This window comes from Maribacter aquimaris (assembly GCF_014596745.1).
GTDB classification, from domain to species: Bacteria; Bacteroidota; Bacteroidia; order Flavobacteriales; family Flavobacteriaceae; genus Maribacter_A; species Maribacter_A aquimaris.
Map to the genome: position 1 here is coordinate 24,767 of NZ_JABTCF010000002.1, position 13,182 is coordinate 37,948.

Consider the following 13,182-nt stretch of genomic DNA (forward strand, 5'->3'; position numbering starts at 1 on the left):
GTGAAAAGCAACTAGGTTTTTTTGTTGAATAAAGGTATTCGCTAAAAAAAACCAGTACTATGGAAAATGTCAGGGAAATGGCATCTGGAAAAATTGAATAACTCTTTTTTATTCTAAACTACTAAGTTCCACTTTCTTTACATTCCGCTTTTAGCACACATTATCCATACAAATGAGAAGATTGCAAAACTGAATTTCCTATTAAAGATCAATGACCTTATTATAGGCACTTTTCAACTTCTTAATTACGATTTCCAGTTCTTCTTCATTTAAATGCCCAAAACCAAAACGAATAGCACAGGTATGTTTATCTTGATATAAAATGGTTTTTGGTAGGAATAAATCTAATTTTTCAGCTTCCTCAGCAAGTTTCACCAATGATATGGTTTCTACAAATTGCAGCCATATTGCCAAACCTCCTAAGGGTATTTCCCAAGTGATGACACCTTTAAGATAATAGTTTAAAAAATGGCACAAACTATCGCGACGCTGTTTGTAAGTGACTATGTTTTTTTTCTTAAGTCTATATATTTCGCCTTCGGAAATAAGTTCAGAAAGCATTTGTTCTTGTATTAAATCGCCTTGTTTATCCAGTAATTGCAAGTAATTTTTAGCTTCGGAAATTAAGTTTTCCGGTGCCACTACAAAGCCCGTGTGAAAACTTGGAAATAACGACTGTCCCAACTTGCCCAAATAAATAACCATTCCGTTGGCATCTGCACTGGCCATAGGTAACATTGCAGAACCTTCCAACTGAAAATCGTAATCGTAATCATCTTCTATAATGGCAAATCCATGTGTTTTTGCTAATTGCAATAATTGTAATCGCCGTTTTGCGCTCAACGTTATGGTTGTAGGATAATCCCTATTGGCACAAACATACACACAGCGTATACTTCCTTTAACAAAATGCTTTTTTATATACTCTATATTTAAACCTTCACTATCTACAGGAATCGTTCTAATCGTTGCGCCTGCTTGTTGAAAAATCATATTGGCAGCATAATTGCTCAACTGTCCAACCAACACCAAATCATCCTGTTTAATTAATAATTGTGAGACTATATACAGACTCATTTCCGTGCTACGCGTATTTACTAGATTATTTGGTTTTATGTGAAATCCTCGTGTTGCGTTTAAATAATTACAAAGTTGTGTGCTAAAAACCGAAGGAATCAACGCACTTGTCTTATTCCATTTATTAATTAATGGTTTTCGTTTCATGGCAGCACTATACCATCTGGAAAATTGATGTACTGGATGTAAACGCAAATCGGGCTTACCATCGTTAATAGAATATTTAGCAGTCGTTTCTTGTACTGTTGAAGCCAAATGAAATGACTGTTGAAAAGGAAAACCAACCACTTTCGGATACGTATAAGCCTGATGGATATGCTGGGCTGTTGCCTTGATTTTTACAGTGGATTCCTCCGGCACCAAAACGAAAGTCCCTCTATTGGCTATTATATCTACCCAACCTTGTGAAGCCAATTCTTCGTAAATGGCAACGGCTGTATTGCGATGGATGTTTAAAAACTGACTTAAAACACGTGTTCCTGGTAATTTACTGCCTTTGTCTAAATAGCCACGCTGTATCGCATTTATAATTTGTTGTGCCACTTGTATATAAACAGGTTGCACAATCGTTTTGTCGAATGTGACAAGTTGTTTTAATATATCACTAACCGGACTATTCATTGTTTTAAAACTGGACTAGGTTAATCGTCCGGAAAGTTACGACTTTTGCAGAATAAAATTAATTGAAGCAATGACAGCCATTACAAAATCCAACTAGATGAAAAAGAAAGTCTTACTTTTTGCATTTTTACTAATTAGTGCATTTCAATTACATGCCCAACAAGAAGAACCTATCATAAAAGTCGATTCCTTAAGTGAGGTTGTAGTTACTTCAACCCGGATTGATTTACCCTTCAAAGAAAATTCCAGGACCATAAATATTATTACAGCAGCTGATATTAAAAACAGTTCTGCCGGTACCATGGCGGATTTATTACAGCAAGTTGCCGGTGTAGACATTAGAAGACGTGGTACTGGAGGAAGTCAGGCTGATTTATTTATCAGAGGTGGTGGTTTTGATCAAACACTCTTATTGATTGATGGTATTAAAATGGACGATGCACAAACAGGTCACCATACCATGAATGCTTCTTTACCGCTGGAGGTTATTGAGCGCATAGAAGTTATAAAAGGTCCAGCAGCTCGGGTTTTTGGGCAGAACGCTTTTACAGGTGCCATTAATATTGTCACTAAAAGCAATTTAAAAAATTCCGTTTCTGCAAATCTTGAAGCTGGTTCTTTTGGTCAGCTTAATGGTTCTGTGACCGTAGGGTCTGAATTGGAAAATTCAACACATATTTTCCATGCTGGAAAAATGACTTCGGAAGGGTATAGAAATAATTCGGATTATGACAATTCCAACTTTTTTCTAAAAAGCATATTCAATAAAAAAGACCAACCTATTGAGATGATTGCAACGTTCTTTGAACGAAAATTCGGCGCTGAAAATTTTTACACACCAAGTAGTTGGGGGTTTAATGAATATGAAGAAACCCAAAATAGCTTAATGGCATTTACAACCACTTTTAAGTCTGAAAAATTAAAAATTAAACCGCGTGTGTATTGGAAACGGAATCAAGATATGTTTCTACTGCAACGGGATGACCCCAACTCTTTCAGAAATTTTCATATTTCAGATAAAATCGGCGCCGAAGCTAATGCAGCGTACACCTCTGAATTAGGTATTACAGGATTTGGAATCGATATGTCCAAAGTGTATTTGCGAAGCAATAATTTGGGTCAGCGTAATCGTTTTATGACCACCTTGTTTTTAGAACATAGATTTCAATTTGCTGACAATCGTTTAGATATTACTCCAGGAGTTGCCATGACGTATTTTTCGGATTTTAAATTCAATGCCTTTCCTGGTTTGGATATTGGATTTGACATTACCAACAACCTAAAAGGGTATGGAAACATTGGTTTTACGTACAGAATACCTACCTATACCGATTTATATTATAACGGAGGCGGAAGTGTAGGGAATCCGGATTTGGAACCCGAAGAAGCCTTTGCACAAGAATTGGGAATTAAATATGTGAGTCCAAAAATTGGGGCAAGTATTTCAGTTTTTAATAGGGACGCGGAAAATCTTATTGATTATATCAGGCAAAATATAGATGAAGAAAATTTTACCGCAACCAACATCGCTGAAGTTAATACTAAAGGATTGGAAATTGATGCTTCTTATAATTTTAAGCTGAATACCTTCAATCAAACCTTAGCAATCGGCTATGCTTTTTTGGATGATAATATTTTAGACCAAAACGAAGAATTGTCGCGGTATTCCCTGAACACATTGAAACATCATTTTACGACCCGATTGAGTACTAAATTATTCAAAAATGTAAGCCAGAATATTGTTTACAAATACGCTGAACGTACCACAGGACAAACGTACAACGTGTGGGATGCCTCTATTGTACTAAAATTAAAACAAGTTGAATTATCAATGACGGCAAACAATATTTTTGATGCTGAATATATTGAGTCTGGCTTTACACCAATGCCACCAAGTAATGTGCTATTTGGTTTGCGTTATAGTTTTAAATAACAATCATCATTTGGATACTTCTGTAGATTATTATAAAGATGTAGTGCCTACAATGGCTTTTAAAGACCTATTTTAGGAGATTTCATACATTTGTTGGATAATTCAACCCAATTGAACTTGAACTTAAACGAAATACCTAGGGTAAAGACCATTACCAAGGAGACTTTTTTAAATACATATTTTAAGCCTCAAAAACCTGTTGTAATCGAACGGTTCATTGAGGATTGGCCTGCCTATTCCAAATGGGATTTGGAATATATGCGTAAGGTTGCAGGGGACAAGGAGGTTCCCTTGTACGATGACCGTCCCGTACAACACGAGGATGGGTTTAACGAACCCCACGCTAGGATGAAGATGTCCGATTATATCGACCTACTTCAAAAAGAGCCTACCAAATACCGCATTTTTCTTTGGAACATCTTAAAGGAGGTACCCGAATTACAAAAGGATTTTACTTATCCTGATTTTGGACTGCGATTAATGAAAACCTTGCCCATGCTTTTCTTTGGAGGTCGTGATTCATATACTTTTATGCATTTTGATATTGACCTGGCCAATATTTTCCATTTCCATTTTGAGGGAGAGAAGGAGTGTATCCTGTTTCCGCAATCCGAGAGTGATCATTTATACAAAGTACCACATTCATTGATTACCCATGAGAGTATCGATTTTGCCAATCCTGATTTTGATCAATGGCCTGCCTTAAAGAAAGCCGAAGGGTATAAGACCCATTTAAACCACGGGGAGGTCTTATATATTCCCGAGGGTTATTGGCACTATATGCGGTATGTGACACCTGGGTTTTCCATGAGCTTGCGTTCAATTGCCAGGAGTCCAAAAAATCTTTTTTCCGCTTTTTACAATGTCATTGTAATGCGTAATTACGACGGGTTGATGCGAAAATTCCAGGGTCAAAAATGGATAGATTGGAAAAACGAACAGGCTATCGAAAGAACCAATAAGCTATAGTGCTTTCCCTGATCGGGAATTCTGACTTTTATCAGGCTGCATTTTATATTCTAAATTCCCAGTTGTTACTAATCTGAAAAATAGTTATCAATTACTTTAGGCAGAGACGCCAAGTCAGAAATTATAAATGAAAAGGTCTCCACTTCGCTCGACCGGACATATAGCGTGAAATGAACTTACATCATTTAATGAGTTCTTGTATTTTGGCATAGACCAAATGGCTTTCCCAACCACGGTAGAGCAGGTAATCGGCAAGTTTTCTCCTTCGTTTTTGAATATCGGTGTCCTTTAGGGAATCCAGTCTTTTTTTGGCAAGGGCATCAAAGGTTTCCAGGTAGCGGCTATCATCGATTTCCTTTAAGGCGGATTTGATATTATAGCTTGTTATATGTCGTTGTTTCAACTCATTTACAATCCTATTTCTTCCCCATTTTTTTATGTTGAATTTACCACGTGCAAAACTTTGGGCAAAACGTTCCTCGTTCAAATAATTTTCTTGGATCAAATGGGTTATTATTTGGTCTATCGCCTCTGGAATCATACGCATTTCCTTCAGTTTTGTCGTCACATCCTTGTGGCAACGTTCCTGATAGGCACAATAGCGTTCCAGTTTTTTGGTCGCTTCCGATAATGTATATGACTTTGATTTTTGGAACAAGGTGCGAATTTAAGTTTTATAAGATTGAAAATGGATCATACCAAGGTCAAATAGGATAATTTAAATGGCAAGGACAAAATAAGGTTATTTGGTATTAAGTTAAGAAAGATTGGATTAAACTTTGAAGTTGGTGCGAACAAAAAAAGCGACTCCGTTTCCGAAGTCGCTTTATATTGGATATCTCTCTATTTAGGAATTTGAAAGACCCTGAAAATTAAGCTTCAGGGTTAGTTAGACCTACTATTTTCCATTTGGAAAACAGGGTTTCACTAATATATTGTTTTGCCGTCCTTGTCTTTAAAACGGTATTCGAGATACGTGTAGGCATCCCTAGGTTGGATCTTAATCCATTTCTTATGTTCCAAAAACCATTTTGAACGGATTGATGGAAAACCCTTGGTAAGGTAAGCCGCAATAAAAGGGTGTATGTTCAAAGTGATCTTACTGTCCTTTTTAGGGCCTTTCAAAAGTTTTTCTAGGTCTACGTTAATTTTGTCTATTAAAACAATCGGAGCTTCTACTTCCAGACCCGCACGATTGGGGTCTACTTCTGTTGTCTTAATATTCATTTCGGGTCGTACCCGTTGTCTGGTAATCTGTACAAGGCCAAATTTACTGGGCGGCAAGATTTTGTGCTTTGCGCGGTCATCTTTCATTTCATCACGAAGATGGTCAAAAAGTTTTTTTCTATGGGGCGCTTTTACCATATCGATAAAATCGATAACGATAATTCCTCCCATATCACGCAGGCGTAATTGTCTTGCAATTTCTGAAGCTGCCAGCATATTCACCTCCAAAGCAGTATCTTCTTGATTTTTCGCTTTGTTGGATCGGTTGCCACTGTTTACATCAATAACATGTAAAGCTTCGGTGTGCTCTATGATCAAATAGGCCCCTTTGCTCATTGTGGCCGTACGGCCGAAAGAAGTTTTGATCTGTCTTTCTATTCCATATTTTTCAAATAATGGAACAGGAGAGTTGTAGAGTTTTACAATGGATTCCTTACCCGGTGCAATTTCCTGTACATAATCCCTGACCTGGTTATAAAGCGTTTCGTTATCAACATGTATTCCAGTAAAGGAATCGTTGAATACGTCCCTTAGTATACTGGAGGCCCTATTGAGCTCTACCAATACTTTTGATGGGGTGGGTGCTTTATACAATTTTTTACACATTGCTGACCATTTGTTCAGCAAGTTTTCTAAATCTTTGTCCAGCTCGGCGACTTTTTTGCCTTCGGCGACTGTTCGGATAATGACACCAAATCCTTTAGGTTTAATGCTTGTTACAAGCCTTTTTAACCTATCCTTTTCCTCCTTGCTGGCGATCTTTTGAGAGACCGATACGCGTTCGGAAAAAGGCACCATGACCAAATAACGTCCGGCTAGTGATAGCTCAGAACTTATTCTTGGCCCTTTGGTGGAAATGGGTTCCTTAACAATCTGTACTAATAAGGATTGATTCGATTTTATGACATCATTGATGGTGCCATGCTTATCAATATCTTTTTCCAACGGAAAGTCCTTCAAGGAATAATCCTTGAGCTTTCCGGTGCTCACTTGTTTTATGAATTTTAACATCGTGGATAATTGCGGCCCTAGATCATGATAATGCAGAAAAGCATCTTTCTCATAACCTACATTTACAAAGGCAGCATTAAGACCGGTAACGGGTTTTCTAACTTTGGCCAAAAATATATCGCCAACAGAAAAATCGTTATTGTCTTCCTCTTTGTGTAATTCAGTGAGTTTTCCTTCTTTTAGTAAGGCAAAATCGACGGCGTTGGAACTAGATCTTACGATTAATTCTCTATTCACCTGATTTTATTTATATCTGTTCACCACAGCCAAATTGGCGTATGAACAAATAGATTAAACAATAGTAATTACAGGTTGTATAAACCCGTCGAAATTCGATTTCGAATTTCTATGTCAATGAACGTATTAAACGAAAAAGTAGTTGGTTACAACTACTTTTTCTTGTGTCGGTTAGCTCTTCTACGCTTCTTGCGCTTATGGGTAGCTACCTTATGTCTCTTTCTTTTCTTACCACTCGGCATAAAGTTCTTATTTAAAGATTATTATATTATTTTACTTGTACGTTACTTTTGACACCCTCTACAAAAACCTTAGCCGGTTTAAATGCCGGAATATTGTGTGCCGGTATTTTTATAGTAGTGTTTTTTGAAATGTTTCTTCCAGTTTTTTCTGCTCTGGTCTTAATGATAAAACTACCAAATCCTCTTAGGTATACATTATCGCCACTTTCCAAAGAAGTCTTAACTTCCTCCATAAAGGATTCGACCGTTGCCTGCACATCTCCTTTTTCAATTCCCAGTTTGTCTGAGATTTTCGATACAATTTCCGCTTTCGTCATTTTGTGTATTATATTATCTGTGTATTTTTTCGGCTTGCAAATATATAAATTTAATTCATTCTTTTGCCCTAATCAACTAATTTTAAGTCTATAAACAGCTACTTTTATCATATAGTATAAACGTGCATGATTTTTTCCCATAAAATTCTTCTTTGGTATGCTCAAAATAAACGATCATTACCATGGCGTCAAAGTACGGATCCCTATAAGATCTGGCTTTCAGAGATCATCCTTCAGCAGACGAGGGTGGCTCAGGGATTGCCCTATTATTTAAAGTTCATAAAACGGTTCCCGACTGTTGATGATTTGGCATGTGCCTCGGAGGATCAGGTGTTGAAATTATGGCAGGGGTTAGGATATTATTCCAGGGCGAGGAACCTTCATACAACTTCAAAAATGGTGGTCAATGAATATGGAGGGGTATTCCCTGACACTTATAAAGGGCTACTTAGTTTAAAGGGAGTCGGTGATTATACGGCCAGTGCCATTGCCTCCATCTGTTTTAATATTCCTGAGCCTGTGGTCGATGGTAATGTATATAGGGTGCTTTCCCGGTATTTTGGTATCGGAACGCCGATTAACAGTTCTGAAGGTATTCGTTATTTTAAGCAATTGGCAAGGGAGGTCATGGATGTTGGGCAAATACGGGACTACAATCAGGCCATAATGGAATTTGGCGCCATACAATGTGTTCCAAAAAATCCCGATTGCCAAGGTTGTCCACTAAATCAGGGTTGTGTGGCGCTTCAAAAGAAACGGGTTGACGAACTTCCGGTAAAACAAAATAAGACAAAGGTCAGAAAAAGATATTTTAATTATTTGGTCGTTATCGATTCGGAAAATAGGACCTTGTTGCAACAGCGCAAAGGGAGGGGGATTTGGCAGAATCTTTGGGAGTTCCCCGTGTTGGAAACCAAAGGGAATATCAATTTGGCCGAAATGGAACATAGGTATACCGAGGTAATTAACATTGAGGACGCCCCGGAAATCCATCAATTTAATAATGATGATATTGTACATAAATTATCACATCAGCATTTATATACTAAATTTTGGATCGTAAAAACAGATTCCTATATGGGGAATGGAATTGATTTCGGAACTTTGGAGGCATATCCGGTACCGGTTTTGATAGCTGATTTTATTAAAACATTTAAAATTTAGTACTTTTGGACATTAGACGAAAATTATGAGTGGAACATTGAATAAAGTAATGCTCATCGGGCATTTGGGTGATGAAGTGAAAATGCACTATTTTGAGGGTGGTGGTAGTATAGGGAGGTTTCCTATTGCAACCAATGAGTCCTATACCAATAAGCAAACAGGTGAACGTGTGACCAACACCGATTGGCATAACATTGTTGTGCGCAACAAGGCTGCCGAAATTTGTGAAAAATACCTTAGTAAAGGGGATAAGATATATGTCGAGGGGCGCTTAAAGAATAGGCAATGGCAAGGTGAGGATGGCAATACGCGCTATACCACTGAAGTGCATGTGCAGGATTTCACTTTCTTAAGTACCAAAAAGGAAAGTATGGCCAATGCACAGGCAACCGGTCAACCAGCGCAAACCACCCAATCATCGAAACCAGCACAACCGGTACAACAGAACGAACCGACAAGGCCTGCTGAACCTACACCATCAGTTGAACCCGATGATGATTTGCCTTTTTAGACCCTATAAAAATTAAAATTTGACTGTTGGACCCAGAACCCCTTAGTTTTTCCCTGAATTCTTTAGCTATGGAGGGTGCTTTTGTACTCAATGTTACCATGCTAATCATATTATTGTTTTGTTCAGCCCTTATCTCGGGTGCTGAGGTGGCCTTTTTCGGTTTGTCCCCAACAGACATTAACGCCATAGAACATGACAAGACGGCCAAGGGCAATATTGTTGTGAAATTACTCGAACGTCCGAAAAAATTATTGGCGACCATTTTAATTGCCAACAATGCCATTAACATCGGGATAGTACTTATTTTTAACTTGATTGGGGACACCTTGTTCTCAAACATCAATTATTTTCTGTTCAATTTTATTTCAGTTCGTTTTCTTTTGGAGGTTGTTGTGGCAACTTTTTTGATTCTGATGTTTGGCGAGATTTTACCAAAGGTCTATGCCAATAGGAATAGGGTGAGTTTTTCCCATTTTATGGCGTATCCGCTTAAAGTACTCGATTTCCTTTTTTCCCCCTTGAGCCTGCCAATGCGCTCAAGTACGATATACCTCAACAAAAAATTGGGAACACATAAATCGAGTCTTAGCGTAGATCATTTGTCCCAAGCTTTGGAATTGACCTCTGAAGGGGATACCACAAAGGAAGAGCAAAAATTATTGGAGGGTATTGTTTCCTTTGGTAATACCGATACCAAGCAGGTGATGCGCCCACGCATCGATTTGTTCGCTTTAAGTGAGGATATGAAATTTCCCGATGTGCTCAATGAGATAAAACAACAGGGTTACTCCAGAATTCCCGTATTCTCGGAAAACATGGACAATGTCTTGGGTGTACTTTACGTAAAAGACCTTTTACCCTTTATAGACCGAAAGTCCTTTAATTGGATTTCCTTGATCCGGGAACCCTATTTTGTACCGGAAAACAAGAAGCTGGATGATCTTTTGTTGGAGTTCCAGGAAAAGAAAAACCATTTGGCCGTGGTGGTCGATGAATATGGGGGTACTTCGGGTATTGTTACCCTTGAGGATATTATTGAGGAGATTGTAGGTGATATCAGTGACGAATTTGATGATGAGGATTTAGTATATTCGAAATTGGATGATTTTAATTATGTCTTTGACGGAAAGACGGCCTTAAAGGATTTTTATAGGGTGGTGAAGATGGATGACGATGGCGATTTTGAGGAACAAAAAGGGGAATCCGAGACCATTGCCGGTTTTGTATTGGAGATTGCCGGAAGCTTTCCCAAAAAAGGCGATAAGATAGAATTTAAGAATTACGAATTCATTGTAGAAAGTCTGGATAAGAAAAGATTGAAACAAATTAAAGTGATCTTGCCACATGAGAATTAAGCGTGTCCTTTTTTTATTGTTTTTTACTGGTATTGTTATGGGTTGCCAAGATGAGGTGATTCCCAAGCCTAAGGCCAAATTGCGTTTGGAATACCCTAAATCGGATTATGGACCCATTGAAACGGATCATTTTAAATTTCTAAAGAACCAAACTAGCATTTTCAGGCAAAAGGATGCCAATTCAATGACCTTGGATTATCCTAGCTTGAAAGGCTCCCTATTTGTTACCTATAAGGATGTTCATGGGGATATTGATAAATTATTGATGGATGCCCAAAAATTATCGATAGAACACTCCGCTAAAGCTGATGGTATTTTGCCACATCCCTTTGTGAATGAAAAGGATCGGGTATACGGAATGTTCTTTGAGGTTGTCGGGAATGCCGCTTCACAAGCCCAATTTTATGTTACCGACAGTACCGATCATTTTGTGACCGGTTCCCTTTATTTCTATGTTAAGCCCAATTATGATTCCATATATCCCGCAGCTACTTATTTGCAGAACGATATAAAGAAATTCATGGAGAGTGTTCGTTGGAAATAAGCCCATTAGGAACTTGTCCCTATTTTTATAAGGGATAACAAACCACTATAATTTTATGCCTTTATTCCGAGCCGAGTAGTTTTTCGGCATTGGCGATGCTGGTATTGATCTGTTCGCGAAGGGCTTTTATCTTTGCTTCCTCCTCATCCAACCAACTTTGTTTTTGCGCTGTAAGTGCCTTTCCGTTTAAAATCTCATCGGAATCAAATCGGTTACCAAAGCCTTGCATCCAGTCCATCATGGCTTTATGGGCGTCTTGCAAGCCCTTTCTGGCATTTTTGTATTGTAGCCCCAATTCAGTACTATCTTCCTTGCTGCTCAATTCACCGACCATTTTACCCATTACGCTCATTTTGGGCATTACCTCATCGTGAATGGCCATGACCTTTGCCATCTGGTTTTCAGAGGCATTTTCGTCAACCTTTTTTTCATCTTTGCACGAGATGTTCGAAATAAGGAATACTACGGCTATAAGGCTTAAAAACTTTTTCATTTTATTATTTTTTGATTTTTATAAATTTAATTATGGTTCTTTATTCTGATGTTTGGGCTTGTTTCCGGAATATCATCGGTGTTCCCTTCGGCAGGGATCAACGTTATGGTACTACTTCCGTTTCCGAATAGGGTTGATCCCCTTCATATCGATTATCTTCCTTTTTCAAAAATACATAATACCTATTTGTTTTTATGACAAATCGTATCTGATATTGCATCGAATCCATTTTTTTTGATGTTTGGGAAGATAACCCGAATCCAGATCGAATGATTAACAATCCAAAGCCCAAAAAAAACAGGGCAGCCATATTAATTAGTAAGCATATGAGGTCCCTGGTAATACACTGTCTGCAGTATCCAAAGAAAATAGAAATGCACCAATCATTGCCTCATAGGCTTTGGGCGTAAACATCCGGGGTAGCAATGCCATTTTCAAGCAGGTATATTTTTTTATTTACCTGAAGGGGAATCTTTTATAGGATTAAAATTATATAAGAAGCACGTTCTAATTGGATCTAAAGTTTCACTTTTGTATAAATTGAATCGGTGAACGAAACAGTCAGAAAATGGATCTATCTCATCATTCTTTCATTGGTATGGGGTTCCTCCTTTATATTGATTAAAAAGGCGTTGATTGGCCTTACTGCCATACAGTTGGGAGGGTTGCGTATTGTTCTAGCTTCGTCTTTCCTTTTTGTTTTTGGGTATCGCAGTGTATGGAGATTGACTTTGAGGGATTGGAAATGGATAGTTTTCGCCGGCTTATTGAGTTCGTTCTTTCCGCCATTTCTGTTCGCCTTGGCACAAACCCAACTCGATAGTGGGGTTACATCGATCTTTAATTCTGTGGTTCCTTTATTGACTACGATTGTTGGGATTGTACTGTTTGGTGTGCTTGTTACCAAAAAACAGATTTTAGGGGTGGCCATTGGACTTTTGGGCACTTTGGTATTGATAGTCACAGGAATGGAGTTTAGTCAGGATCAAAATTATTGGTATTCAATTTACATCATACTATCAGCTTTGGGTTATGCCTTGAATATAAATATCATAAAAAAACATTTGGCCCATTTGAGTCCATTGGCCGTAACTACGGGAAGTTTTGCGGTAGCATTTGTCCCTGCTTTGGCCATAGTCCATTACACGGGTTTTTTTGGAAGCATTGGTAGTAATGTGGAAATGCAACGATCGATGTGGTTTTTATTGATTTTGGCCGTATTGGGCACGGCGGTGGCCAATATCTATTTTAATAAATTGATTCATTTGTCAAGTCCGGTTTTTGCGGCCTCGGTCACCTATGTGATTCCTATCGTAGCGGTACTTTGGGGTGTTTGGGATGGGGAGTCTATCAATGTGTATCAATTGATGGGTGGTGTGATCATACTTTTTGGAGTGTATTTGGTAAACCGAAAAAAAAGACCGTCATAAAAAATAACGGTCCTTGTTCGATTTCTTGCACCCATCAGGATTTGGGTTTTT

Annotated in this window: 12 protein-coding genes; 7 read left to right on the forward strand and 5 right to left on the reverse strand. The window is 38.1% G+C overall.

The window, feature by feature from the left end; translation table 11 throughout:
* Nucleotides 1–201: 201 nt before the first annotated feature.
* Nucleotides 202–1,698: an aminotransferase-like domain-containing protein gene (locus HPE56_RS04225; RefSeq protein WP_188242539.1), complete on the reverse strand. Its 1,497-nt coding sequence runs from the start codon at nucleotides 1,696–1,698 to the stop codon at nucleotides 202–204.
* Nucleotides 1,699–1,795: 97 nt separating this feature from the next.
* Here HPE56_RS04225 and HPE56_RS04230 point away from each other — a divergent pair, with 97 nt between their 5' ends.
* Nucleotides 1,796–3,631 carry a TonB-dependent receptor plug domain-containing protein gene (locus tag HPE56_RS04230; RefSeq protein ID WP_188242540.1) on the forward strand — a complete coding sequence of 612 codons (1,836 nt, stop codon included), beginning with the start codon at nucleotides 1,796–1,798 and terminating at the stop codon, nucleotides 3,629–3,631.
* 111 nt (nucleotides 3,632–3,742) lie between these two features.
* A complete protein-coding gene (locus HPE56_RS04235) occupies nucleotides 3,743–4,600 on the forward strand; it encodes a cupin-like domain-containing protein (protein ID WP_188242541.1) in 858 nt (285 codons plus the stop codon).
* A 181-nt stretch (nucleotides 4,601–4,781) separates the two neighbouring features.
* On the opposite strand, the gene HPE56_RS04240 is transcribed toward HPE56_RS04235, so the two are convergent.
* The 3 genes from HPE56_RS04240 to HPE56_RS04250 all read right to left on the reverse strand — a co-directional run bounded on the left by HPE56_RS04240 (nucleotide 4,782) and on the right by HPE56_RS04250 (nucleotide 7,634).
* On the reverse strand, nucleotides 4,782–5,258 hold the full coding sequence (locus tag HPE56_RS04240; protein WP_188242542.1) for a regulatory protein RecX: 477 nt from the start codon (nucleotides 5,256–5,258) through the stop codon (nucleotides 4,782–4,784).
* Between the two features lie 269 nt (nucleotides 5,259–5,527).
* Nucleotides 5,528–7,075 (reverse strand): Rne/Rng family ribonuclease, encoded by a 1,548-nt coding sequence (locus HPE56_RS04245; RefSeq protein ID WP_188242543.1) that lies wholly within the window; start codon nucleotides 7,073–7,075, stop codon nucleotides 5,528–5,530.
* A gap of 268 nt (nucleotides 7,076–7,343) precedes the next feature.
* On the reverse strand, nucleotides 7,344–7,634 hold the full coding sequence (locus HPE56_RS04250) for an HU family DNA-binding protein (protein WP_013306152.1): 291 nt from the start codon (nucleotides 7,632–7,634) through the stop codon (nucleotides 7,344–7,346).
* Nucleotides 7,635–7,760: 126 nt separating this feature from the next.
* Here HPE56_RS04250 and mutY point away from each other — a divergent pair, with 126 nt between their 5' ends.
* Genes mutY through gldD form a run of 4 tightly spaced genes read left to right on the forward strand, consistent with a single transcriptional unit; the run spans nucleotide 7,761 to nucleotide 11,208 of the window.
* Nucleotides 7,761–8,798, forward strand: a complete 1,038-nt coding sequence (mutY, locus tag HPE56_RS04255) for an A/G-specific adenine glycosylase (RefSeq protein ID WP_188242544.1) — start codon at nucleotides 7,761–7,763, stop codon at nucleotides 8,796–8,798.
* A 25-nt stretch (nucleotides 8,799–8,823) separates the two neighbouring features.
* The gene (locus tag HPE56_RS04260; protein WP_188242545.1) at nucleotides 8,824–9,309 is read left to right on the forward strand and encodes a single-stranded DNA-binding protein; all 486 of its coding nucleotides are present in this window, start codon (nucleotides 8,824–8,826) and stop codon (nucleotides 9,307–9,309) included.
* Nucleotides 9,310–9,335: 26 nt separating this feature from the next.
* A complete protein-coding gene (locus tag HPE56_RS04265) occupies nucleotides 9,336–10,664 on the forward strand; it encodes a gliding motility-associated protein GldE (RefSeq protein ID WP_223170186.1) in 1,329 nt (442 codons plus the stop codon).
* Nucleotides 10,654–11,208, forward strand: a complete 555-nt coding sequence (gene gldD / locus HPE56_RS04270; RefSeq protein ID WP_188242547.1) for a gliding motility lipoprotein GldD — start codon at nucleotides 10,654–10,656, stop codon at nucleotides 11,206–11,208. Before HPE56_RS04265 ends, gldD begins: the two co-directional genes overlap by 11 nt.
* A gap of 61 nt (nucleotides 11,209–11,269) precedes the next feature.
* Here gldD and HPE56_RS04275 read toward each other — a convergent pair whose 3' ends face one another.
* Nucleotides 11,270–11,701, reverse strand: coding sequence for a hypothetical protein (locus tag HPE56_RS04275; RefSeq protein ID WP_188242548.1), 432 nt, complete (start codon nucleotides 11,699–11,701; stop codon nucleotides 11,270–11,272).
* A 548-nt stretch (nucleotides 11,702–12,249) separates the two neighbouring features.
* On the opposite strand from HPE56_RS04275, the gene HPE56_RS04280 reads away from it, so the two are divergent.
* The gene (locus tag HPE56_RS04280) at nucleotides 12,250–13,131 is read left to right on the forward strand and encodes a DMT family transporter (RefSeq protein ID WP_188242549.1); all 882 of its coding nucleotides are present in this window, start codon (nucleotides 12,250–12,252) and stop codon (nucleotides 13,129–13,131) included.
* Nucleotides 13,132–13,182 lie beyond the last annotated feature (51 nt).

Bases quoted from the DNA above. Each gene is read 5' to 3' on its own strand.
- HPE56_RS04275 (WP_188242548.1), bottom strand. From the start codon at position 11,701: ATGAAAAAGTTTTTAAGCCTTATAGCCGTAGTATTCCTTATTTCGAAC.
- HPE56_RS04250 (WP_013306152.1), bottom strand. From the start codon at position 7,634: ATGACGAAAGCGGAAATTGTATCGAAAATCTCAGACAAACTGGGAATT.
- HPE56_RS04260 (WP_188242545.1), top strand. From the start codon at position 8,824: ATGAGTGGAACATTGAATAAAGTAATGCTCATCGGGCATTTGGGTGAT.
- HPE56_RS04225 (WP_188242539.1), bottom strand. From the start codon at position 1,698: ATGAATAGTCCGGTTAGTGATATATTAAAACAACTTGTCACATTCGAC.
- mutY (WP_188242544.1), top strand. From the start codon at position 7,761: ATGATTTTTTCCCATAAAATTCTTCTTTGGTATGCTCAAAATAAACGA.
- HPE56_RS04230 (WP_188242540.1), top strand. From the start codon at position 1,796: ATGAAAAAGAAAGTCTTACTTTTTGCATTTTTACTAATTAGTGCATTT.
- gldD (WP_188242547.1), top strand. From the start codon at position 10,654: ATGAGAATTAAGCGTGTCCTTTTTTTATTGTTTTTTACTGGTATTGTT.